The following is a 24,785-nucleotide window of genomic DNA, read 5'->3' on the forward strand; positions in this document are numbered from 1 at the left end:
TCCCTGCAGCGCCTTCGTCGTCCCTGCGCAACCTTCGTCGTCCCTGCGCAGGCAGGGACGGCAAGTACGATCAGGCCTGCTTGCGGCGGCGCAGGAAGCCCATGCCGGCAGCAGCCAGGCCGAACAGCGACAGCGTCGCCGGCTCCGGCACTTCCGATACGGCCAGGCCAGTGACGGTGACGACCTGCTTGTTGTCTTCCAGGTTGGCGGTACGGATGCCCGCGCTGGCGAACGAGGCGATGCCGGTATCGCCGGTGATGTGCAGATCGGCGCCGTTCAGCGACACCATTTCGGCATCGGTCGGGTTCACCCACAGGTCGAAGGCATTGTAGTTCGTGCTGTCGCCCGTCTTGTACAGGTAGCCGAACAGGTGGTAGTCGGTGCCGATCTTGATGTCGGTACCGGCCACGTAGCGGCTGTCCTTGCCGTTGGTACCTTTCATGCGCAGGAAGATGTCGTTGGTGCAGCCGGCGGTATCGCCCCCGCAGTTGGCTTTCAGGCCGATGTTCGGGCCGTCGCTGTTACCGAAATAAACGGCCATGAAATCGTTGTTCTGCAGTTCCTTGGAGACCGAGAAGGTGAAGTCGACGAGCAGGCCGCCCGATTGCTTCGAGCCCAGCGGGAGCGTCACGGCGGTGTTGGAATTCGTCGACAACGTATAGGACGGCGCCCCGCTGGCAAGCAGGATGCCGGCATTGGCGCTACCGGCTGCAGCGAACAGGATCGTGGCGAAAAGTGCAGAAAGTTTGATCATTATCAATCCCTAGTTTAGATGTTGTGACCAACTTTCAGCAAAATATGTGCCAATACGATAATAAACTTATATTTCAACTACTTAAGTTGTTTTATTGAAAATCCCCGTTGCATACTGTAAATTTTTTCGACAAGGCATCATGTAATGCGGTACGGCGGGCGCCACAGCTCACGATGGCACCTCCCTGCCTTATAATAGCCGGCTGTCTTTCCGCCTTCCGAACCGATCACCATGACCACGCACGTCAACATTGCCGCCTACAAATTCATCACCCTCGACAACCTCGAAGAGATGCGCCCGCAATACCAGGCGCTGTGCAACGAGCTCGATCTCAAGGGCACCGTGCTGCTGACGCCGGAAGGCATCAATATGTTCGTCTCCGGTCCGCGCGAGCAGATCGACCAGTACCTGGCCTGGGTACGCAGCGACCCGCGCCTGGCCGACCTGGAGTGGAAGGAAAGCCTGTCGACCGAGCAGTCGCACCGCCGCATGCTGGTCCGCATCAAGAAGGAAATCATCACGATGCGCATGCCGTTGATCAAGCCGGAGCTGGGCCGCGCCCCGTCGGTGGCCCCCAAGACCCTGAAGCGCTGGCTCGACCAGGGCCACGACGACGATGGCGTCCCCGTCGTCATGATGGAAACCCGCAACGCGTTCGAAGTCGACGTCGGCACCTTCAACAACACGCTCGACTACCGCATCGACAAGTTCAGCGAATTCCCGGACGTCGTCGCCGCGCACAAGGACGAATTGCAGGGCAAGACCGTGGTGACCTTCTGCACCGGCGGTATCCGCTGCGAAAAGGCGGCCATCCACATGCAGAACATCGGCTACGACCGCGTCTACCAGCTCGACGGCGGCATCCTGAAGTACTTCGAGGAAGTCGGCGGCGACCACTATACGGGCGACTGCTTCGTGTTCGACTACCGTACCGCGCTGAACCCGAAACTGGAGCCGACCGAGACCGTGCAGTGCTTCGCCTGCCGCGCCGTGGTGACGCCGCGCCAGCAGCTGGCGCCGGAGTACGTGGTCGGCAAATCGTGTCCGCATTGCGCCGGTGACCAGGCCAAGGGGACCGAGGCCAGCGGAACCGAAGCCGAGGGTGCGGCGGCGCACTGAGCCACCTCTCGTACGGCACAAACAAAAAGCAAAAAGCACCGCAAGGGCCGTCGCCCCGCGGTGCTTTTTGTTTACCCATTCGTACCGATGCCGTGGTGCGGTGACGTCATCCGTGCTGGTGCAAGGCAAGGCTAGTGCACCGTGTCACGCGCCGTCGTGTGGACCGGCCTGTCGGTCCCGTACTTCCTCCGCATTTGCAGAAACGGCTCTTCGATGGTGCGATAGCTCAAGGTCGCCAGCAGCCAGGTCAGACCGTACGCGACGATTCCCATGATCGCCGCATCCACCCAGCCGTTGCCGACGGGGGAAACGCGGCCCACGTACTTGGCCAGCAGGTGCAGCAAGGCCATGTGCAGAAGATAGAAGGAAAAGCTGACCTTGCCGCCATGGCACAGCACGCGCTCGAGCACGGCTGGCAGGCGCGGTTCGAAAGAGACCCATGCGACGATGAAAGCGGCCCAGCCGGCGCTCTCGGCCATCGACCAGAAGATCCAGAAACCGGACTTCGGCGTGGCGCCGAACGGCGCGAAGCGATGCAGTGCCGCGGTGTCGCACACGACGACCGCGGCAGCGGCCAGCAGCAGCCAGGGCGCCCAGGCATGCAGCCGGGCGCGGTGCTGCCGGTACACCATGGCGGCCAGCATACCGATGAGGAACTGGTCGAAGCGGCCCACGAAGGTGGAAAAATACATCAGCGTGCTGTTGTCGTTGACCGTGTAGGCGCTGAGCTTGAAGAATCCCATCAGCACCAGCAGGCCGAGGAGGTAACGGGGACCTTGCTCCATCGCGAAGCGCGCCAGGAAGGGAAACACCAGGTAGAACAGGAATTCCAGCGAGATCGTCCACGCCGCGCCCGTGACCGGCGTACCCGACGTCGGCGCATGGCCGAGATTCGTCGCGGCGAGATACAGGATGTCCTGCGGCTGGAAATTGTCGCGCCCGATCGAGGTGGCGACGAGGAAGATGGTGAGAAACAGCGGAGCGATCCGCAAGATGCGGTTGCGCACGAAGTCGCGGTACACGATGCTTCCCTGGTGCAATGCGATTTGCATGAACAGGAAGCCGGATAGCGTGAAGAACAAGCCGACTCCGGTATGCCCTTCGGTGATGAGTCCCGCCCATGGCGTCGCCAGTGCGGGACCACCAAGGCCGCGGTATTCCAGCTGGAAGTGAAACAGGAACACGATGGTGGCAGCCAGCCAGCGCAGCTGGTCGATGCGCGGGTTGTACTGTAGATTAAGCGATTGCATAGGGCTACCGTGCTTGCGTTAAGACAAGCATTGTAGTCCGATCTGTTCGCATGCCGCGTCCCGATGGCCGAACTGGCAGGTCGCGGGAGCGGGCGTGCCGTCAACGGCAAGCCCGCTCCGCGGCCGGGACCGCGATTTCCTCAGCCGTGCACGGTCGGCAGATTGAAGTCGGCCACGCCGACGACCTGCGCGGTGTCGGAGGCCGACATATTGCCCATGATCTTGGCGATCTGCATGTCGATATTGCCCGGATCCATTCCTGCCGCCGCCGTCATGATGTCGTGCACGGAGGCGATGTAGTCGATCGCGATCTTGTTGGCGGCCGTGCCGGAGTAGGCCGCCTTTTCTGCAGGCGTATCCACGCGGTCCGTAAAGGCGCCTGCGACCGCCACTTTCGCCTGGTAGGCGAACTTGTCGGAATCCTGGGCGCCGCCGGCGATCTGGGTCACGACGTTGTCGATCGTGATCGCCTTCTGGTTGAGCAGATTGGCCCAGTACTGCACGCCTGCCGTTTCCGCCGCGCGGCCGAACAGGTGCTCGTACACGGCACTGACGACCGCGTTATTGTCCATGCCCGCGTAGGTGTCGCGATATTCCTGCGACGCCGCAAAGCTGGCCGAGATTTTCTGGTAGCCGCTCGGATCGGTCGCCAGGACGTTGGCCCAGTAATCCAGGCCGGCCACGTCCGCGGGTCGGCTGAAGTAAGCCACATACAATTTCTGCACTTCGTTATCGTAGTCAGTCGCCATGTTCGCCTCCTTAAAGTGAATGTAAAAAATATACCGCATTCACTTTTTTAGAGGCGCACTCAACCGTGCATCAGCGCTCTTAAGTTATTGAAAGAAAAGATTTTTTTCTGGAAATGCGCTGAAAGCAAGGATGTGTTAGACAGATAACCCGACGCCGGATGAAACGCTTGCGATAAATAAAAAAAACCCACTGCATGGGCAGTGGGTTGGCGTCGGAAAAAGCTTATCAACGGAAGAACGCCGAGATCTCGCGCACGCTGGACGCATCCAGCGTCCCCGCCGCGGCGCGCAGGCGCAGCAGGCCGATCAGGTAGGAGTAGCGGGCTTGCGCCAGGTCGCGCTGGCTCGTATACAGCTGCTGCTGGGCATTCAGCAAGTCCAGGTTGATGCGCACGCCGCCCTTGATGCTCTGTTCCGTCGCCTTCATCAGCAGCGTGCCCGATTCGACCGCCTTTTCCAGGGCGCCGATCTTGTTCACGCTCGACAGCACGATACTGTGCGCCTTGCGCAATTCGACCATCACCCGGCTGGTGCGCGCATCGAGGTCGGACTGCGCGCGCCCGTAGGCATCGGCTGCCTGGCGCGTCGTTGCGCTGATGGCGCCGCCCTGGTAGATCGGAACGTTCACCTGCACGCCGATGGCGCGGTTGGTCGAGCTCTGGGTATAGGTATTGATCGATTCCGCATCGCCCTTGCTGTAGGCGGCGATCAGGTCGACGCGCGGGTAATGGCCGGCATTCTGCTTGCTGATCTCCAGGCGCGCGCTTTCCACCGCAAGGCGGCCCGCAGCCAGTTCCTTGTTGTTCTCGCGGGCCGTCTTTTCCCAGTCCTCGAAGCTGCCCGGCGGCAGGGTCGTCGGACGGAAGCCGTCGGCCAGCGTGTCCAGGTTGCCGGGATCCATGCCGATGATGCCGGCCAGCGTCTCGCGCGCGGCGACGACGTTGTCCTGCGCCTCGGTCAGCTGGGCTTCGGCCAAGTCGAGCCGGGCCTGCGTTTCCAGCATGTCGGTCCGGGTGCCCTCACCCTTCTCGAACAGGCGCTGGTTCACGTGCATCATCTCGACATACATGTCGCGCGACACCTTCGACAACGCCACCTGGTCTTCCGCGAACAGCACGTCCATGTAGGCGCTGGCCAGGCGCACGGCGAGCTCGTCGCCGCTGGCCGCGTAGGCCGCTTCGCCCTGCTTGGCTTGGACCTTGCCCTGGCGGTAACGCGCGATGCCGTCCAGGTTCAGGATCGGCTGGCGTACCTGGATGGCCGACGAACGGCTGAGGTACTTCGGGTTGTCCAGCACATGACCCTTCGCTCCCGTGTAGGGGTTGACCGTCTGGAACGTATCGGTGTCAGCCACGTTACGCTGCAGCGAATAGCTGGCTCCGACGCTCGGCAGCAGGTAGGAACGGCCGATGATGCGGTTTTCCTGCGCCGACTCCTTATCGTAATAGCTCATGCGGTAGGTCGGGTCGTTCTTCAGCGCCGCCTCATAAGCCTGCTGCAGGCTGACCGCGCCCGCCTGGCCCGCGGCCATCAGGGCCGCCATGCCGGCGGCGAGCGCCAGCGTACCGCGGCGCAGCGCGCCGCGCTTGTTCGTCTTCGTCACGCTCACTCCTCCGACAACGACGACTTGGCGCGGTCGAAGACCGGCTTGAGCAGGTAGTTCATCAGCGTGCGCTCGCCCGTCTTCACGAACAGCTCAACGGGCATGCCGGGACGCACGTCCAGCTTGTGCTGGGCGAGCAGCTTCTGGCCTTCCGGCGTCACCCGCACGCGCACCTTGTAGTACGGCGCGCCGGTGCGTTCGTCGATGCTGCGGTCGGCCGCCACCTGCTCGACTTCGCCCGGGATGTGCGGCGTCTTGTTGGCGTTGAAGGCCGAGAAGATCAGTTCCGTCTTCAGGCCCGGATGCACGCGGTCGATCAGGTTGACGGCCAGGTTGCCCTCGACCACCAGCGGGTCGTCGGTCGGCACGATTTCCATCATCTTGAAGCCTGGCTGCACGACGCCGCCCTGGGTGAACACGGCGAGGGACGTCACGGTACCGGCCACCGGCGACTTGACCTCGACGTTGTCGACCTCGAACTTCTGGCCTTCCATGCGCGCGCCCATGGCTTCGGCCTCGCGCTCTGTATCGGACAGCTGCGTACGCACTTCCTTCTGGTAGTCCTGGACGCGCTGCGACTTGCGCAGGTTCAACTCCAGCACCTGGCGGCGCGCGCGGGCGATATTGCCGATGTCTTCTGATACGGCACCGCTCAGCTGGGCGTAGGTGCGCTCCAGGTCGAGCAGGCGGTTGCGGGCGACGTAGCCTTCCTTGGCCAGGTCGCGCATGCCGTCCAGCTGCTCCTTCAGGAAGCCCATCTGCGTCTTCTTGCTGTCGCGCGATTCTTCCAGGCCGCGGATCTGCTCCTTGAGGCCGGCGATGTTCTCGTCCACGCTGCCCAGTTCGTTCTGCAGCGACATCTGGCGCGAGGACAGCAGCTGGGTCTGCAGCGACATCATGTCCATGATGCGCGGATCGTTGCGGCGCTGTTCCAGGTCGGCCGGGAACTTGATGGTCTTGAGGCCGTCGCGCTCGGCGGTCAAGCGCGCCTGGGTGGCGCGCGCGGTCAGGTATTGCGCTTCGCTGGTCTCGTAGGCCGACTTGGCCAGAATGCCGTTCATGCGCACCAGCACCTGCCCTTCCTTGACCACGTCGCCATCCTTGACCAGGATCTCCTTCACGGTACCGCCGGTCATGTGCTGGATCGCCTTGCGGTTCGATTCCTTGGCCACGGTACCCGACAGCGGCACGCCCTTGTCCAGCGGTGCGAACAGGGCCCACAGCAGGAAGCCGCCGAACCCGATCAGCACGATCAGCCAGCCGATGCGGCTGAACGAGCGCGCGTCCGTATTCACTTCCAGCGGCGTCACATCGTGCGAGATGACTTGCGCCACATCGTTCTTCAACAATTTCATCTATTTACCTTCGTTGGTATCGTTCGTTGCTCAGGCCGTGGCCGGAGCGCCGCCCTGGGCGCCGGCCGCCGCGGCCTGCTGTGCCGCCTGCTGCGCGGCGACCTGCGCCTGCTGGGCGGCCTGGGCCTTCTGGGTTGCATCGTTGATCGCGGCCACCACGTCCTTGGTCGGGCCGAACGCCTGGACCGTGCCGTCGTTCATCAGCAGCAGCTTGGTCGTCACGCTGATGGCGCTGGGGCGGTGGGTGATCAGGACGATGGTCTTGCCGCGCTGGCGCAGGTCCATCACGGCCTGCACCAGGGCTTGCTCGCCGACTTCGTCCAGGTTCGAGTTCGGCTCGTCCAGCACGATCAGCGCCGGGTCGCCGTACATGGCGCGGGCCAGGCCCAGGCGCTGCTTCTGGCCGCCGGACAGGCCCGCGCCACCCTCGCCCAGCGGGGTGTCGTAGCCTTGCGGGAAGCGCAGGATCATGTCGTGCACGCCGGCGCGCTTGGCCGCCTGCACCACTTTTTCCGCGTCGATCTCGCCGAAGCGGGCGATGTTCTCGGAGATGGTGCCGCTGAACAGTTCGATGTCCTGCGGCAGGTAGCCCAGGTGCGGACCCAGCTCGGCCTTGTTCCAGGAGAAGATGTCGGCGCCGTCCAGGCGCACCTTGCCGCCCATGGCCGGCCACACGCCGACCAGCAGGCGCGCCAGGGTCGACTTGCCGGAACCGCTCGCGCCGATGATGCCCAGCACATCGCCCGGCTGGATCGCGAACGACACGCCCTTGACGATCGGGTTGCCGACACCCGGGGGCGCAGCGAGCACGTTTTCCACGCTCAGCTGGCCGCGCGGCGCCGGCAGCGGCATGCCCGCCGCACGCGCCGGATTCTTCTCCAGCAGCAGGCTCAGGCGGTCGAACGCGCTGCGCGTGCTGCTCCAGCTCTTCCATACGGCGATCAATTGTTGCACGGGGGCCAGCGTGCGGCCCAGCAGGATCGACGCGGCGATCATCATGCCGGCCGTGATCTTGTTGTCGAGCACCAGCAGCGCGCCCAGGCCCAGCACGCCGGACGACAGCGACATCTGGAAGAACTTGGTCACGCCAGTGATGGTGCCGGACTTCTGGCTCGCCTGGGCCTGCAGGCTCAGGAAGCGGCCGTGGGTCTTGAACCAGCGCGCCATCAGGTTGGGCAGCATGCCCATCGATTCGATCACTTCGGCATTGCGCAGGTTGTTGGTTGCCATCGTGCTCGACGTGATGGCCATGGTGTTGGCTTCCTTCAGCGGCGCATAGGTGACGCGCTCGTTGACGACGGCCAGGATGCCGAGAATAACCACGCCGCACAGCGCGAACAGGCCCAGCCACGGCTCGAAGAAGAAGATGACGATCAGGTAGATGGGAAACCACGGCGCGTCGAAGAAGGCGAACAGCGCATTGCCGGTCAGGAACTGGCGCAGCGTCGTCAGGTCGTTCAGCGCCTGGCCGGCGTTCGAGCCGCCCAGCTTGAGGTTCTGGTCGAAGGCGGCCGTGTACAGGCGGCGGTTGAGTTTCATGTCGAACTGCGCGCCGACACGCACCAGCACGAAGGAGCGGATCAGCTCCAGCGCGCCCGAGAACAGGTAAGCGCCCAGCATCATCACGGTCAGCATCAGCAGCGTGATCTCGTTGCGGCTCGACAGGACGCGGTCGTAAACCTGCAGCATGTACAGCGACGGCACCAGCGCCAGCAGGTTGACGATCGCGCTAAAGGCAGCGACGGTATAGAACGTCCCTTTGAAACTGAGGAGGATGCGGCCGATCTCGGTCTGGGGATTCAGAAATTTTTTCATGTGTCTCTGTAGAAGGTCAAAAGCAGCGACTAAATGTGTGACCGTAGAGAAATCGCTTGCGCGCACATTATCTATGAAAATGGCGAAAATTTGTGATGTACATCACAAATTTTTGAAGTGAGGATGAGCAAGGGTCGCGTTCTTGCGACAACGTGCAGGACTGATAATGAAAAACCCCGCCTCCTTGCGGAGGCGGGGTTGTCAGTCAGTAGACCTGAGAATCAGGCCTGGAACTGATATTAGGCAGTTGCGGTGCCCGAAGTGATGATGCCGCTAGCGTCCATCTTGATGGTCGAAGCATCGACACCGGTCAGGGTGATGGTGACGATTTCGCCGGTGCCGCCAACAACGCTCGAGCTGTAAGCGTGGTTTTCGACTTGCAGGATGGTGTTGCCGTTGCTGCTGCTGACGAACACTTCCAGCGCTGCGTTGTTACCGGTCACGCCGGTCGCGCCGATGGCACCCTTGACCAGGGTATAACCCGAACCCACGAACACCGAGTCGGTACCTTGCAGGCCGAATGCACCGATCGATGCAGTTGCCTGGCTGGGGTTGACGACATAGATGTCCGAAGCGGCGGTAGCGAAGTTGGACGTGTGAGTCGCGTCCAGATTCGTCACCACGTAGCCCTTGTCGGTCAGGACCTTGGTGTAAGCAGCAGCAGTTGCCTGCAGGCCAGCCAGGGTGTCAGCGTTGGCGCTTGCAGATTGCAGGGCAGCGACGTCTTTTGCCAGGGTCGAGATTGCCTTGGTAGCGTTGTCCACGGCGGCGGTATCAGCGGTCAGCTTCGCGGTCAGCGGGTTGTAGGTAGCACCCGATGCAGCTTTCTCTGCATTGACGAGAGCCGTCAGATCCTTGAACGCGGTCTGGTCAGTAGCTGCGCCGGTCACAGCCAGTGCAGTGTTGATCTGAGCCACGGTCGGGGTCGTGCCAGCAGCGATCTTGGTGCTGTCGGTCAGCGTGGTGTTGATGACGGTAACGATCTTGCTGATCAGGTCAGCTTCGGTAAACGAGCCGTTGTAAGCCTTGGTGGTTGCACCGGTGACGGCGATCTTCACATCGGTGGTCGTACCGTTGTTGGTGACGGTTGCCGGGGCCAGGTCCAGCAGGTTCACTGCCAGCTGCGCGTCGGTGACGTTGTTACCGGCTTTGACAACTGCAGCCTGTGCGTTGACTTCGGCGTTGTACGAAGCGATCAGTTCGGTCAGGCCGGTGAAATCCGACGCCTTCAGCGCCGAGTTCACGGTCGCGGTGCCGTCAGTGCCGATGGTTGCCAGGGTAACCGTGGTGGTCGTACCGTTGACGGTCTGGTCGAACTGCAGCATAGCCGGTTTCGCCGGGGTGACCGGGGTGGTGGTGTTGTCAGCCGGGACAGCGGCGACGAACTTCACCGTGGTACCCGAATTGCTGATACCGAACGAAACTTCCTTAGCGCTGATGTCAGCACGGGTGGTGACTTCAGCAGCGACAGCGGCTTTCTGAACATTCAGGGTAGCAGCCAGGGTCGATGCAGCGTCGCCCAGGCCAGTGACCTTGGCGATGGCAGCGTTGTCAGCGGTCACGGTAGCTTGTGCCGAATTCAGAGCAGCCGAGTTGATTGCTTGTTGTGCGCTCACCAGAGCGTCACGCACGCTTTGCGTGGTGGTGTCAGCGGTGAACAGGGCGCCCGAGGTGCCGGCTGCACCGCCAGCCAGGTCGCCAGCGACCTTGGTCAGCGCAGTAGCCTTGGCAGCGGTGATGTCCGCAGCGACCGTGGTGGTAGCCGGGTTGCTGTCGACGTCCACACCCTGCACGAAGGTGGTAATAGCCTTGTTGGCGGTGTTCAGCTGGGCCAGGGCACCAGCGACGGAGAAGGCGGTACCAGCGCTGACGGCCGAAGCGACGGTGGTGTTCAGTGCGGTCGGGCCGGTCGCAGCCTGCAGCGACAGGTTGTCGGTCACGCCAGCCAGGAAGGCCTTGGCGATCTTGTTGGCGGCGTCGCCGGTGTAGCCAGCTTTTTCTGCGTCGGTGTCGACAGCAGCGGTGAAGGCGGTAGCAGCGGTCACCTTGTTGTTGTACGCGGTCAGGTCGGTGCCTTGTGCGCCACCAGCGATGTTGGTCACGACTGCGTCGATGGTCGTGGTCTTGGCATCCAGCAGGTCAGCCCAGTATTTCAGGCCGGCTGCGTCCGGAGCGTGGCCGAACAGGTTCTGGTACACGGCGGTGACGATCTGGGTGTTCGTCATGTTGGCGTAAGCAGCCTTGTATTCGGCCGAAGCAGCGAAGGAAGCCGAAACTGCAGCGGTGCTGCCTTTTGCGCCTTCGACGACGGTTTCCCAGTAAGCCAGACCTGCCGGGTCAGCAGGACGGTTGAAGTACGCCACGTACAGTTTCTGGATGTCGTTGTAGTAAGTCGTTGCCATTATTGCTCCAATGTAGATCGATCGATCAGTGAGTTATATCAAACTGCAGATTGACAATGTGTCCTGCCGTCCAACGTTCCGCATCATGACAGAGGTCCAATCATGAAAGATGTGACCACGATCACAATTACAGAAGATTCTTGTCTGACATTTGTAAATTCCAGACAAACAAATCGGCAGACATTATCGAAGAGTATTACTGAACACGCAAGAAGCATGTTTCAGAGCAGCAATGACTGCTAAAAGAATTCTTTCAATACTATCCAATAGTCACAATAAGCTTAGCAACTTATTGTAAGCGTTATCAGAAAAATAATGTATCGATAAGATTTCAAAATAATCTTTCAATACCATCCAGGACATACACAAAGAAAAACCCCGGACTCGCCGGGGCTTTCGTTGTCAACGAGTCTGCCTACCTGGCATTTTGTTGCCAATAGGTAACTCCATTAGCACTGCGTTTGTCATCCAGGCGTGTATCGAATATATACGCAGCCGACCCACCATTCTGTTTGCTCAACAGCCCCTGCAGGTTCATCACTCCCGTCTGCCCATTGGGCAAATCACCGTTAAGCTGACCATCCAACCCGACAGTACCGGTGCCGCTCAACTTGAACGACTCGGTACCGCTGGTGAGATTGATGCCAGTGGCAAAACTCTTGTTGCCGAAGTCTACTGTCAACGTGCCGTTACTCAATGTCGCCGGCGTCTCGATGCGGAATGAAGGCGAGTAATCGGTATAAATGAACGCTTCGCCGCCCTTGAGCTGGAAGCCGATGTTGCCATTGTTTGGCGCGACAAAGCTGTCTGTGCCCAAGGTGCGGAACAGCGCGTAGTTGCCGTTAATGACCAGCAGTTGATTGTTCTCCTTGGTCTGGCTCAGGTTTAAATCCGGCGGCAAACCAGCCACGACCTGCCAGCGCCCCCAGACGATACCGCGATCCGGCAGAACCAGACTGGCGTCAAGCGGTGGCACGGGTATAGGCGTGACAACCGGTGGTATCACCGGGGGTGTCACCGGCGGCACCACTGGAGGCTCCGGCTTTACTGGCGGCGGCAAAGGCTTGTCGACCACCTTGACCAGGTCAACCGTCTTCTGCGCATCCAGGTTCGGCTGCGTCGTCGTTCCAGTGCTCGCACTCGCGCCCCCCGCATGCGCCAGCGGCTCATCCGCCCGCGGCGGCGACACCTGATCCGGCGACAGCGGACTTCCCTGCAGCAACTGCGGCACCGTCTGGCCCCGCTGCACCTGTAACAGCAGGCCGCGCTGGGCCGCGCTCAGCTCGCGGCTGGCGTCGCCCTCGCACGGTCCGGCGCCGCCCGGCACGCAGGCGCCGCCGAAGCCACTCATCACGATCGCGCCGGACAGCACGGCCACGCGCGACGTTTCGTTGTCGGTAAAGACCGTGAAGTCGGTCCCGCGCACACCAATTGCCGCCACGGGCGTGTTGAAACGGAAGTTCTGGCGCGCCTTTTTCACCGCATCGCCGGACTTGCTGCGCGCCACGCCGCTCAGGAGCTCGAACTTGACGTGCGTGTTGGCCGGCTTCTGCACATCCACCTGGTAGGCGGCGATGCGCGCCTGGGTGTTCGGACGCAGGATGAACAGGCCATTATCGACCGTCTTAATATAGAGGAAGCCGTCGGCGCCCGTGCTCAGCATCTGCCCTTCCTGCACAGGTGCGCCATCGACCGCGGGCTGGTCCGCCACGCTGGCCTTGCCGGCCACAAATATGATCTTGCCGGCTTCCGCCGACTGGGCCGCCTGGGCCGCGCACGCGAGTGCGATGAAGACAAGTGAACGCCACATGGTTTTTTCCTTTTCGCCGAATCTACCGCAACAGGCGAAAGCGATTCTGTGATAACCGTCACATTGTAAACGCAGCCCGGCTCGCTTGCGCACAGCAAAAAACCACAGTCATATCAATAATATAATGTCCGAGAGCAACACTACGGTTATACTTTCATCGCATTCGAGAACGAACATCCCATCCAGACAGGCGTGGCCATCCCTTCCCCCCTTCCCTCCGCCACGCCGGCCTCCCCCCGCACCTGGCAGTCCTTCCCGCGCTGGCTGATCGCGCTGGCTGCGGTCGCCCTGACCTTCTGGGCGCAGTGGGGGCCGCTGCCCGCGAATTCCTTCCTGCCCGGAGAATGGATCCGCGACGCCTTCCTGCGCCTGCGGGTCGATACGCGGGAAGAGCCGCGCGTGCTGGTGGTCGATATCGACGAAGCCAGCCTGGCCCGCATCGGCCCCTGGCCCTGGCCGCGCGAGCGGCTCGCCGACCTGGTGGAGATGCTGCTGACGCGCTACGAGGCGCGCGGCGTGGCGCTCGATATCCTGCTGCCGGAAAGCCATCAGGGCGGCGGCGATACGCGCCTGGCGTTGCTGGCGCGCCACGGTCCCGTCGTGCCGGCCCAGGCTTTCGACTTCAACCGCACGCGCGAACTGCCCGTACGCGTGGGCGCCCTGGGCGGCGCGGATCCCCGCGCGGCGGGTGGCGTGCCGGCCACCGGCTTCATCGGCAACTACCCCGCGCTGGCGGCGGCCCCGCACGTCGGCGCGATCGGTTTCATTCCCGATGCCGACGGCGCGCTGCGCCGCGTCCCCCTGCTGACCGAGTTCGAGGGCCGCCAGTATCCGGCCCTGGCACTGGCCCTGCTCGACTGCTGCTCCGGGCGGCCCGCGCCGCGCCCGGACGGCAACACCATCCGGGTCGGCTTCGACCGGGACTGGGCCGCCTACACGGTGGTCGGCGCCGCCGACATCCTCGACGGCGGCATCGATCCGGCCAGCGCCGCCGGCCGCCTGGTGGTGGTGGGCTCGTCGTCGCTGGGCATGGCCGACCGCGTGGCGACGCCGCTCGGCGCCAACCGGCCCGGGCTCGGCGTGCAGGCGAACATGCTGACCACCCTGCTGGACCGCCAGGCCGGCATGGCGCCGGCGCCGTGGCCGGGACGCCTGATCGCCTGCGCGTACGCCCTGCTGGCGACTCTCGGCGCCACCCTCGCCTTTCCGCGCCTGGCGGCAGCCGCCAGCGTCGGGCTGCTGGCCGCCAGCTCGATGCTGTGGCTGGCCATCGCCTTCGTCGCCAGCCGCCACGATCCGGATTTTTCCCCTGCCGGCCCACTGGCGAGCAACCTGTTCCTGCTGGCGGTCGCCATTCCCTACCAGTGGCAGCTGGCCCAGCGCCGTTCGCGCCACCTGCTCTCGACGTTGCGCCAATATGTTGCGCCGTCGGTGGTCGAGGAACTGCTGAGAAGCAGAACGGACGATCCCCTCAAGCCGCGCCAGCTCGACGTCACGACGCTGATCGCCGACATGGAAGGCTACACGAGCCAGGTGGAAGCGTTGCCCGTCGCCGACGCGGCGCGGCTGACGCGCGACTTCCTGGCTTGCCTGACGGGACCGGTGATCGAGACCCGCGGCACGCTCGACAAGTACACGGGCGACGGCCTGGTTGCGTTCTGGGGCGCGCCGCTGCCGATCGCCGAGCATGCGGACCTGGCGCTGGACGCCGCGCGCGAGATCGTGCGCCGCGTGGAGGCCCTGAGCGCGCGCCACCAGGCCGCCGGCCATGCGCCGCTGCGGGTGCGGATCGGCATCGAGAGCGGCGCCGCGATGGCCGGCGATTTCGGCACGTCCTTCCGCAGCATCTATACTGCGGTCGGCGACAGCGTGAATACCGCCTCGCGCCTGGAACAGGTGGCGCGCGATTTTCCCCATGACGTCATCATCGGCGCCGGCACCGTCGACCGCGCCCGGCGCCACCGCTTCCTGCTGCTGGGCGAGCGCCGGCTGCGCGGCAAGGAAAAGCCAACCATTCTCTATACCCTCGAATCCAGCATGAAGCAGGAAGGCAGTACGCATCCCGATCCACAACCGGCAGGCGCCGCCCGATGACATACGGCCTGATGACGCACCTCCCGATGATGCGCCGCCTGTTCCCGGCCACGCTGGCGCTGCTGGCCGCTCTCGCCGCGCCAGCCTGCGCGCAAGCCCAGGCTGGCGCGCCGGAAGCGCTGGAAGCCGCCCAGCAGGCGCTGTACCAGGACGCCCTGCTGGCGCTGTCCGAAGGCCGCCGCACGGACGCGTCGCGCGCGCTGCAGCGCCTGATCGAGCAGGAGCCGCGCCATGCCGGCGCCTGGCTGGACCTGGCGCTGATCCAGTGCAGCCTGGGCAACGCGGACGAAGCGGAGCGCCTGTTCGCGACGATCGAGACCCGCTTCGAGCCTTCGCGCGGCATCCTGGAGCTGATCTCGCAGACGCGCGAGGAAGGCTGCCGTCCGTGGACGCCGAGCAGCTCGCTGGCGCTGACGTTCGGCCGCGGCATCGACCACAACGTCAACCAGGGCGCCAGCACCTCCACGCTCAAGCTGGGCGACGGCTCGCTGGAACTGCCGCTGCTGGACGACTTCCTGCCCAAGCGCGACGACTACACGGTGGCCGGCGTGGAATACCTGCGCGACCTGACGCCCAACGGCACCATCGGCTTCGCCCAGCTGCAGTCGCGCCGCAACGATGCGCTGCGCAACTACGATACGGATTCGCTGTTCGGCGGCATCGAGTCGCCATGGCGCTTCGGCAAGTGGGTGCTGCGCTCGACGCTGGTGGCCGGTACCGTCACGCTGGGCGGGCATTCCTACCAGCGCCAGGCCCAGGGCCAGTTGCGCGTGACGCCGCCCTTGTCGCTGCCGAGCAACACCGTGTTCAACCTCATGGCCGGCCATACGTGGACGAATTACCGGCGCCTGGCGAACTTCGATGCCCGCACCATGGAATTGCGGCCCGAGTTGTCGTACCGGCGCAGCAGCGTGTACGCGAGCGCCAGCCTGGGCCTGCTGAACGACCATGGCGACGCCCAGCGCCCGGGTGGCAACCGCCATGGGCAGCTGCTGAATCTGCTGGTGCGCGCCGCGCTGCCGGGCGGCCTGACGGGCGAAGCGGGCTACACGCGCCAGACCTGGCGCAGCGCCCGTCCGTACGCGCCGGAACTGCTGATTCCGCAGACCCGCGACCAGGCGACGCAGGTGCTGCGGGGCACGCTGACGTATCCGATCAACAAGAACCACAGCCTGGTATTCGACGCGCGGGCGGTACGAAACCGGGAAAACATCGAGATCTTTCAGTACAATAACCGCCAGTTCCAGTTGAGCTGGCGTTGGCAACCCTGATCGATATAGATGTCCACATGACCGCTCTCAGCAAGGTCTCCCATTCCGAACCCGTGCAGGTGCCGCAGGAAGTGCAGATCCAGGTGCACCTGCGCAAGATTCCCCTGCTGGCCGATTTGTCTCCCGAGGAAATCGCGCAGATCCGGCCGGAACTGCGTTTCCGCCATTTCAACAAGCGCGACGTCGTCCTGCACAAGGGCGGCAACGGCGACGCCCTGCTGTTCCTGCTTTCCGGCCAGCTGCAGGTGGTCGACATCACGGAGGATGGGCGCGCGATCGGCCTGCGCATGCTGGAGCCGGGCGACTTCTTCGGCGAGATCGCGCTGATCAACGACTCGACCCGTTCCGCCTCGGTGGTCGCCATCAGCGACGTGCTGGTCGCCTTCCTGCCGGCGGCCACCGCGCTGCACCTGTTCTCGCACTCGCCCAGCGTGGCGCGCCAGATGCTCAAGCACCTGGCGCAGAAGATCCAGCGCGATTCGGAATTCCGTGCCGTCCTCAGCATCAACAACACGGCGCGCCGTATCTACACTTACCTGTCGCTGCTGCAAAAGAAGGCGGAGGACGGCAGCGCCCAGGCCGTCGTGGAAAACCTGCCGACCCACCAGGACATTGCCAACATGATCAATACCAGCCGCGAGACCGTCACCCGCGCGCTGCTGACGCTGGTGCAGCAAGGTATCGTGCAGAAGGAAGCGAACCGGCTCGTCATCCTCGATCCGGGTGCGTTGCAGAGGCTGGTGCAGGGCGTCTGATTCGACCGTGAAACCGTCGCCCCTGCGCAGGCAGGGGCTCAATGTCGCTGCGCCGCGGCGCACGCAAACCTGGATCCCGGCCTGCGCCGGGACGACGGTTCTCCTGCGCCGGGACGACGGTTCTTCTGCGCCGGGACGACGGTTCTCCTGCGCCGGGACGACGTGCCCGCCGCGACATGTGCGCCAAACCTCGTTACAAAGTACCAATTGTGTGGCAATACCGTAGAGTATAATTTTGCGCTCGAACGGTCTTGCCACTTTATGAAGAAACACCTCACGCACTCCTCCGTGCCCTCCGCATCATGATCGCGCCGCAGATGCTGCGCGGCCTATGGCTCTACCGCGGCTTCGTGCTGGGCAGCGTCAAACGCGAATTCCAGGCGAAATACATGAACGCGATGCTGGGCGCCCTGTGGTCCCTGCTGTCGCCGCTGGCCATGATCGTGGTCTATACCGTGATCTTCTCCGAAGTCATGCACAGCAAGCTGCCGGGCGCCGGCGCCGACGCGCGCTTCGCGTATTCGATCTACCTGTGCGCCGGCATCCTCACCTGGGGCCTGTTCGCCGAGATCGTCGCGCGCGGCCAGGCCATGTTCCTGGAGCAGGCCAACCTGATCAAGAAGATCAGTTTCCCGCGCATCTGCCTGCCCCTGATCGTGGTGCTGAACGCCCTCGTCAACTTCGGCATCATCTTCGGCCTGTTCACGGTGTTCCTCGTCGCCTCGGGCACGTTCCCCGGTCCGGTGTTCCTCGCCATCCTTCCCGTGCTGGCGATCCAGCTGCTGCTGGCGATCGGCATCGGCATGATCGCCGGGGTGCTGAACGTCTTCTTCCGCGACGTCGGCCAGTTCGTGACGATCGCCATGCAGTTCTGGTTCTGGCTGACGCCGGTCGTCTATCCGATCACGATCCTGCCGCCAGAAGTACGCGACCTGCTGCGCTGGAATCCGATGGCGCGCCTGGTCGAGGCCTACCAGCAGGTGCTCGTGAAAGGCGTTCCTCCCGACTGGGTGGCGCTGCTGCCCGTGCTGCTGCTGGCGCTGCTGCTGTGCGCGCTCGGCCTGCGCCTGTTCCGCCGCCGCGCCGGCGAGATGGTGGACGAACTCTGATGGGCCGCATCGTCGTTTCCAACCTCGGCAAGGCCTACCGCCAGTATCCGACCCGCTGGTCGCGCCTGGCGGAATGGATCCTGCCCGGCAACCGCCCCCGCCACAAGCTCAAATGGGTCCTGCGCGACATCGGCTTCTCGGTCGAGCCGGGCGAAGCCGTGGGCCTGATCGGCATCAACGGCGCCGGCAAGAGCACCCTGCTCAAGCTGATCACCGGCACCACCCAGCCGACCACCGGCGGCGTCCACATGGAAGGCCGCGTGGCCGCGCTGCTGGAGCTGGGCATGGGCTTCCACCCCGACTTCACGGGACGCCAGAACGTGTTCATGGCAGGCCAGCTGCTCGGCATGTCGGTCGACGAGATCCAGCAGCTGATGCCGGAGATCGAAGCCTTCGCCGAGATCGGCGACTACATGGACCAGCCGGTGCGCGTGTATTCGAGCGGCATGCAGATGCGGGTCGCCTTCAGCATCGCCACCGCGCGCCGTCCGGACATCCTGATCGTCGACGAAGCCCTGTCGGTGGGCGACGCCTATTTCCAGCACAAGAGCTTCGACCGCATCCGCAGCTTCCGCCGCCACGGCACGACGCTGCTGCTGGTCTCGCACGACAAGCAGGCCATCCAGACGCTGTGCGACCGCGCCCTGCTGCTCGACGGCGGCCGCCTGGCCAAGGAAGGCCCGCCCGAAGAGATCATGGACTACTACAACGCCATGATCGCCGAGCGCGAGAACGAGACCGTGCGCCTGAACGCGACGCCGGAGGGCAAGGTGCAGACCGTGTCCGGCACCGGCGAGGCGACCGTCGCCGACATCGCCCTGCTCGACCAGGACGGCCAGCGCGTCGAAGTGGTGGACGTCGGCAGCGAGGTGACCCTCGAAGTGAAGGTGGCGGCCAAGGCGCGCATCCCGCGCATGGTGCTGGGCTACATGATCAAGGACCGCCTCGGCCAGCCCATGTACGGCACCAACACGCACCTGAAGGAGCTGCCGCTGGACGACGTCGAAGCCGGCGAGGAGATCACCTACCGCTTCCGCTTCCCGATGAACCTCGGCGCCGGCACCTATTCCGTCGCCACGGCCATCGTCAGCACCGAGACCCACCTCGTCAACAACTACGAATGGCGCGACCTGGCGCTGGTGTTCACGGTGATGAACATGCGCCGGCCGCATTTCGAGGGTTCGGCCTGGCTCGACCCCGTCATCGACATCCATCGCCCATGAAATTCATTTCCTACGCCCAGAACAACGAAGACGTGCTGCTGTGGCGCGCGCTCGGCGACATCGCGCACGGCTTCTACATCGACGTCGGCGCCAACGACCCGGTCGAGCACTCGGTCACCAAGGCCTTCTACGACGCGGGCTGGCACGGCATCAACATCGAACCGCTGCCGGTGCACGTCGCCGCCTTCGTCGAGCAGCGTCCGCGCGACATCAACCTGGGCATCGCCGCCGGCAGCCAGGACGGCGAACTGACCCTGTACGACGTGCCCGCAGTGCGCGGCTGGGCGTCGCCGGAACGCGGCGTGGCCGAAGCGCACCGCGCCGACGGCTACGAAGTCGCCGAGCTCAAGGTGCCGGTCCGCACCCTTGCGACGGTGTGCGCGGAACACGTGGCCGGCGACATCCACTTCCTGAAGATCGACGTCGAAGGCTTCGAAGGCGAGGTGCTGCGCGGGATGGACTTCGCGCGCTGGCGCCCGTGGGTGCTCGTGATCGAGGCGACCGTCCCCGGCAGCCGCGAGACCAACCACGACACCTGGGAACACCTGGTCACCGGCCAGCGCTACCGCTTTGCCTGGTTCGACGGCCTGAACCGCTACTACGTGGCCGAGGAACGGCCCGAGCTGCTGGCGCGCTTCGGCATCCAGCCGAACGTGTTCGACGACTACATTCCCCACCACCTGGACAGCGCGTGGCGCCAGATCGAGGCGCTGCGCGAGAACGTGTCCCGCCTGGACGCCGTGGAGAAATACGCCGCCGCGCTGGAACGGAGTGCGGCGGAGATGGAGCGCAGCGCGGCCGAGATGGAGCGCAGCGCGCTGGCGCACCAGGCCCTGCACCGGCAGGCGGCGCAGGAAGCCGCCGTGCTGGCGCAGCAGTGCGAGCAGCTGCGCCTGGAAAACCAGAGCGTCACCGCGCAGCTGCATGCGAGCGCCGCCTGGGGCAAGGACATGGAACAGCGCCTGCTCGCCGTGCTGTCCAGCAGCTCGTGGCGCATCACCGCGCCGCTGCGCTTCATCATGCGCCGCGGCCCCGACAGCATGGCCGGCCTCGCGCGCCGCAAGGCCAGGGGCGCCGCGCGCCGCGGCCTTCGCTGGCTGACCTCGCGCGAATGGCTGCGCCGCACGCTGCTGCCGCTGATCATGCGTTCGCCCCGCCTGCAGGCCTGGACCGCCCGCACCCTCGCCGCCGCCAAGCAGGCCACCGCCGCCCACGGCATTCCGGCCAGCGCCGTGCCGCACGCACTACGCGAACTGCCGCAGTCCGCGCGCGACGCGCTCGATCAGCTGCGCCACGCCTACGCACCGCACAAAGAATGACCATGCGCCTGATTATCGACTTCCACGCGCCGCAAGCGGCGCCTTCTCACGACACGGCCACACTGCTCGGCCTGGCAAAGGCCCTGCTGCGCGCGCCCGGCGACCACGATGTCCACGTGGCCCTCAGCGGCCGCCATCCTGCCGACGTCGAGGTGCTGCGCGTCGCGCTGGACGGCCTGCTGCCGCCCGGCCGCTTCCACGTCTACGCCCAGCCAGGCGCCGGCGACGCCTTCCGCCGCCATGCCGCCGCCACGCTGCGCACCGGTTTCCTGGCCGCGCTGGCGCCGGACGCGATCCTCGGCACGTGGCAGGCCGGCGGCGACGCCCCGCCATCGGTAACGGGCGCCGCGATCATCCGCGCCGCCTCGCTGCAGGCAGCTGGCGGCGACGCCGTGACACTGTGGAGCGCGCTCGAGACATTGCGCGCGGCGGCTCCCGGTGCAACGCCCGCGCCGGCCACGAAGCCGTCGCTGGCCATGGTGTCGCCGTTGCCGCCGGAACACTCGGGCATCGCCGACTACAGCGCCGAACTGCTGCTCGAGCTGGAGCGCCACTACGACATCGACCTGGTGCTGACGCCGGGCGCGGCGCCGGAAGCATCGCTGCAGCGCTTCCCCCAGCGCGACGTCGACCACTTCATGCGCCATGGCGCGTCCTACGACCGGGTCCTGTACCACTTCGGCAATTCGAACGCGCACAAGCACATGTTCGCCATGTTGCGCCGCCATCCCGGCACCGTGGTGCTGCACGACTTCTTCCTCAGCGGCGTGCTGGACAACATGGAGCGCGACGGCGACGTGCCCGAGGCCTTCCTGCAGGCGCTGTACGCGTCGCACGGCTATACCGGCCTGCGCGACCACCGCGAACACGGCCGCAATGCCACGATCTGGCAGTACCCGTGCAACAAGGACGTGCTGGACCGCGCCGCCGGCGTCATCGTCCACAGCGATTTTTCGCGCCGCCTGGCGGAGCAGTGGTATGGCGCCGGCAGCGCCGACGGCTGGCGCACCATTCCCCTGCTGCGCGGCCAGATGGCGCCGGATGCCGATGCGGGCGCGGCCCGCGCCGCCGCCCGGGCGCGCCTGGGCATCGGGCCCGACGAATACATCGTCAGCAGCTTCGGCATGCTGGGCGCGACCAAGCTCAATCACCGCCTGCTCGATGCCTTCCTGGCTTCGCCGCTGGCCGCGGATCCGCGCTGCCGCCTGGTATTCGTCGGCGCCAACGACGCCGGTCCCTACGGCATCGAGCTGCAACGCAAGATCGCCTCCAGCGCGGCCGTCTCCCGCATCCGCATCACCGGCTTCGTCGATGCCGCCGCCTACCAGGACTGGCTGGCGGCCAGCGACTGCGCCGTGCAGCTGCGCGCCCAGACGCGCGGCGAGACCTCGGCCTCCGTGCTCGATTGCCTGATGCACGGCCTGCCCGCCATCGTGAACGCCCATGGCGCCGCCGCCGACCTGCCGCCGGACACGCTGTGGATGCTGGACGACGTCTTCGACGACGACGCCCTCGCCGCGGCCCTCGCGGCGCTGCACGCCGACCCGGCCCGCCGCGCCGCGCTTGCGGAGGCGGGCCGCGCCCACGTCGCGCGCCACCATGCGCCGGCGGCCGTCGGCGCGCTCTACGTCGAGGCGATCGAATCCTTCGCCCGCGCCAGCGCGCCGGCGCTGCGGCGCCGGCTGGTGGCGGACCTGAGCGCGTCCGGCACGCCGCGCCCGCCCGACGACGCCGCGCTGATCGAGACCGCCGCCATGATGGCCGCCAATACCCTGCCGATGGCGCCGCGCCAGCTGCTGGTCGACATCTCGGCACTGGTCCAGGCCGACTACAAGACCGGCATCCAGCGCGTGGTGCGCAGCATCGTGCAGGCGCTGATCAAGGAACCGCCGCCCGGCTACCGGATCGAACCGGTGTACAGCGAAGGCGGCAACCGCAGCTACCGCTATGCGCGCCGCTTCACGTGCGCCATGCTGGACGTGCCGCCGCTCGCGCTCGAGGATGCGCCGATCGAGGCACGCGCCGACGACGTGTTCCTGGGCCTGGACCTGGCCACCAACATGACCACGCAGAACCAGCCGCAACTGCAGGCCATGCGCGCCAGGGGTGTCAGGATCTGGTTCACGGTGTACGACCTGCTGCCGCTGCTGCGCCCCGACTGCTTCCCGTTCGGCGCGCAAAAATACTACGGCGACTTCATCGACACCATCGCCCTCGTGGCCGACGGCATCGTGACGATCTCGCGCGCCGTGGCCGACGAACTCGAGGACTGGCTGGCACAGCGTCCCAGCCGCCGCCTGGCGCCCCTCAAGCTGGCCCACTTCCACCTGGGCGCCGACATCGACGCCAGCGTGCCAAGCCGCGGCCTGCCGGACAATGCCGCGCAGGCGCTGCAGGCGCTGCAGGTGGCCCCGTCCCTGCTGATGGTCGGCACGCTCGAACCGCGCAAGGGCCAGGCCCAGGCGCTGGCCGCCTGCGAGCTGCTGTGGGCGAAGGGCGTGGCGCTCAATCTCGTCATCGTCGGCAAGAACGGCTGGCTGGTCGACGCGCTGGCGGACCGCCTGCAGTCGCATCCCCAGCGCGAACGGCAGCTGTTCTGGTTCAACGGCGTATCCGACGAGATGCTGCTGCAGCTGTACGAACACAGCTCGGCGCTGCTGGCCGCGTCCGAAGGCGAGGGCTTCGGCCTGCCGCTGATCGAGGCAGCACAGAAAGGCTTGCCGATCATCGCGCGCGGCATTCCCGTCTTCCGCGAAGTGGCCGGCGACCACGCCTTCTATTTCGACGCCGCCAACCCGGAACAACTGGCTGCCGCCATCGAAGACTGGCTGGCATTGCACGCGGCCGGCAAGGCGCCGCTATCCGCCGGCATGCCGTGGCTGACCTGGCAGCAGAGCGCGCAACAGCTGATGGATGCCGTCGTCCGCGACCGCCACCACGCCAGCATGACGGCCGACGGGATGACGCCGCAATTGCTGGTGGACGTATCCGCGCTGGTCCGCGAAGACCTCAAGACGGGCATCCAGCGCGTGGTGCGGGCCCAGCTGCTTGCGCTGCTGCACCTGCAGAACCGGCACTTGCAGGTGCTGCCGGTCTACCTGAGCGACGACGGCGGCCGCTGGCACTACCGCTATGCGCGCCGCTACCTTCACGATCTCGTCGGCACTGTCGGCGACGGCGTGCAGGACGATGAAGTCCATGTCGCCGATGGCGACGTGTTCTACAGCCCGGACGTGTTCCCCCGCGCCGTGGCCGAAGCCGCACGGACGGGCGTGTACGCGCGCTGGCGCGCCGCCGGCGTGCGCATCTGCTTCATGGTGCACGACATCCTGCCCGTGCTCCAGCCGGCGTTCTTCCCGCCCGGCGCGGAACGCGAATTCGCCGACTGGCTGCGCGCGGTCGGCGGCGCAGCCGACTGTCTCGTGTGCATCAGCGCTGCCGTGGCCGACGAGACCCGTGCCTGGCTGGGCGCCGAAAACGTCGGCAGGCTGCCGGAGTTCGCTGTGCTGCATCACGGGGCCGACATCAACGCCTCCGATCCCAGCACCGGCCTGCCGCCGGATGCCGACACGGTCCTGGCCGGCATGTCCGCCGCGCCGACCTTTACCATGGTCGGCACCATCGAGCCGCGCAAAGGCCATGCCCAGGCCCTCGATGCCTTCGAGGCACTCTGGGCGCAAGGCATCGACGCGCGGCTGGCGATCGTCGGGAGCGAGGGCTGGAAAGGCTTGCCCGACAGCAAGCGCCGCACCATTCCCGCGTTGATGGCGCGCCTGCGCAAGCATCCGGAACTGGGCCGCCGCCTGTTCGTGCTGCACGGTGCCAGCGATGAGTACCTGGATCGGATCTACGCGGCCAGCGCCTGCCTGCTGGTCGCCAGCGAGGGGGAAGGTTTCGGCCTGCCCCTGATCGAGGCCGCGCGCCACGGCGTGCCGCTGCTGGCGCGCGACTTGCCCGTGTTCCGCGAAGTCGCGGGCGACCATGCCAGCTACTTCGCCGGCGCCGATGGCGCGGCCCTGGCCGCCGCCGTCCAGGCGTGGCTGCGCGCGAACGCGGAAGGCCGGGCACCGGCCTCCACCGGCATCTCCGCGCGCACCTGGTCCGACAATGCGCGCGAATTGATGACCATCCTGTTCCCGTCCCGGTAACGCCACGGC

Annotated in this window: 16 protein-coding genes; 8 read left to right on the plus strand and 8 right to left on the minus strand. The window is 65.3% G+C overall.

Translation table 11 applies throughout. From position 1 onward, the window contains the following. Positions 1-70 precede the first annotated feature (70 nt). Positions 71-754 (minus strand): PEP-CTERM sorting domain-containing protein, encoded by a 684-nt coding sequence (locus ACI1V7_RS20250; RefSeq protein WP_404533600.1) that lies wholly within the window; start codon positions 752-754, stop codon positions 71-73. Positions 755-985: 231 nt separating this feature from the next. On the opposite strand from ACI1V7_RS20250, the gene ACI1V7_RS20255 reads away from it, so the two are divergent. After that, complete coding sequence (locus ACI1V7_RS20255) at positions 986-1,873, plus strand: sulfurtransferase (RefSeq protein WP_404533602.1); 888 nt, start codon at positions 986-988, stop codon at positions 1,871-1,873. Positions 1,874-2,004: 131 nt separating this feature from the next. Here ACI1V7_RS20255 and ACI1V7_RS20260 read toward each other — a convergent pair whose 3' ends face one another. From ACI1V7_RS20260 to ACI1V7_RS20290, 7 genes are all read right to left on the minus strand, one after another. Then, positions 2,005-3,123 (minus strand): acyltransferase family protein, encoded by a 1,119-nt coding sequence (locus ACI1V7_RS20260; protein WP_404533603.1) that lies wholly within the window; start codon positions 3,121-3,123, stop codon positions 2,005-2,007. Positions 3,124-3,263: 140 nt separating this feature from the next. Continuing rightward, positions 3,264-3,872 carry a DUF4214 domain-containing protein gene (locus ACI1V7_RS20265; protein WP_404533604.1) on the minus strand — a complete coding sequence of 203 codons (609 nt, stop codon included), beginning with the start codon at positions 3,870-3,872 and terminating at the stop codon, positions 3,264-3,266. 226 nt (positions 3,873-4,098) lie between these two features. After that, positions 4,099-5,475 carry a TolC family outer membrane protein gene (locus ACI1V7_RS20270; RefSeq protein ID WP_404533605.1) on the minus strand — a complete coding sequence of 459 codons (1,377 nt, stop codon included), beginning with the start codon at positions 5,473-5,475 and terminating at the stop codon, positions 4,099-4,101. Between the two features lie 2 nt (positions 5,476-5,477). After that, positions 5,478-6,830 (minus strand): HlyD family type I secretion periplasmic adaptor subunit, encoded by a 1,353-nt coding sequence (locus tag ACI1V7_RS20275; RefSeq protein WP_404533606.1) that lies wholly within the window; start codon positions 6,828-6,830, stop codon positions 5,478-5,480. Between the two features lie 30 nt (positions 6,831-6,860). Further along, a complete protein-coding gene (locus ACI1V7_RS20280) occupies positions 6,861-8,645 on the minus strand; it encodes a type I secretion system permease/ATPase (RefSeq protein WP_404533608.1) in 1,785 nt (594 codons plus the stop codon). A 239-nt stretch (positions 8,646-8,884) separates the two neighbouring features. Beyond that, positions 8,885-11,047, minus strand: a complete 2,163-nt coding sequence (locus ACI1V7_RS20285) for a DUF4214 domain-containing protein (protein ID WP_404533610.1) — start codon at positions 11,045-11,047, stop codon at positions 8,885-8,887. A 415-nt stretch (positions 11,048-11,462) separates the two neighbouring features. Further along, complete coding sequence (locus ACI1V7_RS20290) at positions 11,463-12,857, minus strand: FecR family protein (protein WP_404533611.1); 1,395 nt, start codon at positions 12,855-12,857, stop codon at positions 11,463-11,465. 192 nt (positions 12,858-13,049) lie between these two features. Here ACI1V7_RS20290 and ACI1V7_RS20295 point away from each other — a divergent pair, with 192 nt between their 5' ends. The 7 genes from ACI1V7_RS20295 (at position 13,050) to ACI1V7_RS20325 (ending at position 24,776) form a co-directional block, all read left to right on the plus strand. Then, positions 13,050-14,951, plus strand: coding sequence for a CHASE2 domain-containing protein (locus ACI1V7_RS20295; protein ID WP_404533612.1), 1,902 nt, complete (start codon positions 13,050-13,052; stop codon positions 14,949-14,951). Then, positions 14,948-16,222: a tetratricopeptide repeat protein gene (locus ACI1V7_RS20300; protein WP_404533614.1), complete on the plus strand. Its 1,275-nt coding sequence runs from the start codon at positions 14,948-14,950 to the stop codon at positions 16,220-16,222. The genes ACI1V7_RS20295 and ACI1V7_RS20300 overlap by 4 nt, the downstream gene beginning before the upstream one ends. Positions 16,223-16,239: 17 nt before the next feature. Then, a complete protein-coding gene (locus tag ACI1V7_RS20305; protein ID WP_404533617.1) occupies positions 16,240-16,977 on the plus strand; it encodes a Crp/Fnr family transcriptional regulator in 738 nt (245 codons plus the stop codon). Positions 16,978-17,279: 302 nt separating this feature from the next. Then, positions 17,280-18,086 (plus strand): ABC transporter permease, encoded by an 807-nt coding sequence (locus ACI1V7_RS20310; RefSeq protein ID WP_404533619.1) that lies wholly within the window; start codon positions 17,280-17,282, stop codon positions 18,084-18,086. After that, the gene (locus tag ACI1V7_RS20315) at positions 18,086-19,309 is read left to right on the plus strand and encodes an ABC transporter ATP-binding protein (protein ID WP_404533621.1); all 1,224 of its coding nucleotides are present in this window, start codon (positions 18,086-18,088) and stop codon (positions 19,307-19,309) included. Before ACI1V7_RS20310 ends, ACI1V7_RS20315 begins: the two co-directional genes overlap by 1 nt. Further along, a complete protein-coding gene (locus tag ACI1V7_RS20320; protein ID WP_404533623.1) occupies positions 19,306-20,628 on the plus strand; it encodes an FkbM family methyltransferase in 1,323 nt (440 codons plus the stop codon). Before ACI1V7_RS20315 ends, ACI1V7_RS20320 begins: the two co-directional genes overlap by 4 nt. A 2-nt stretch (positions 20,629-20,630) precedes the next feature. After that, positions 20,631-24,776 carry a glycosyltransferase gene (locus ACI1V7_RS20325; protein ID WP_404533624.1) on the plus strand — a complete coding sequence of 1,382 codons (4,146 nt, stop codon included), beginning with the start codon at positions 20,631-20,633 and terminating at the stop codon, positions 24,774-24,776. Positions 24,777-24,785: the final 9 nt, after the last annotated feature.

The organism is Massilia paldalensis (assembly GCF_044901715.1).
Taxonomy (GTDB): Bacteria; Pseudomonadota; Gammaproteobacteria; order Burkholderiales; family Burkholderiaceae_D; genus Telluria; species Telluria paldalensis.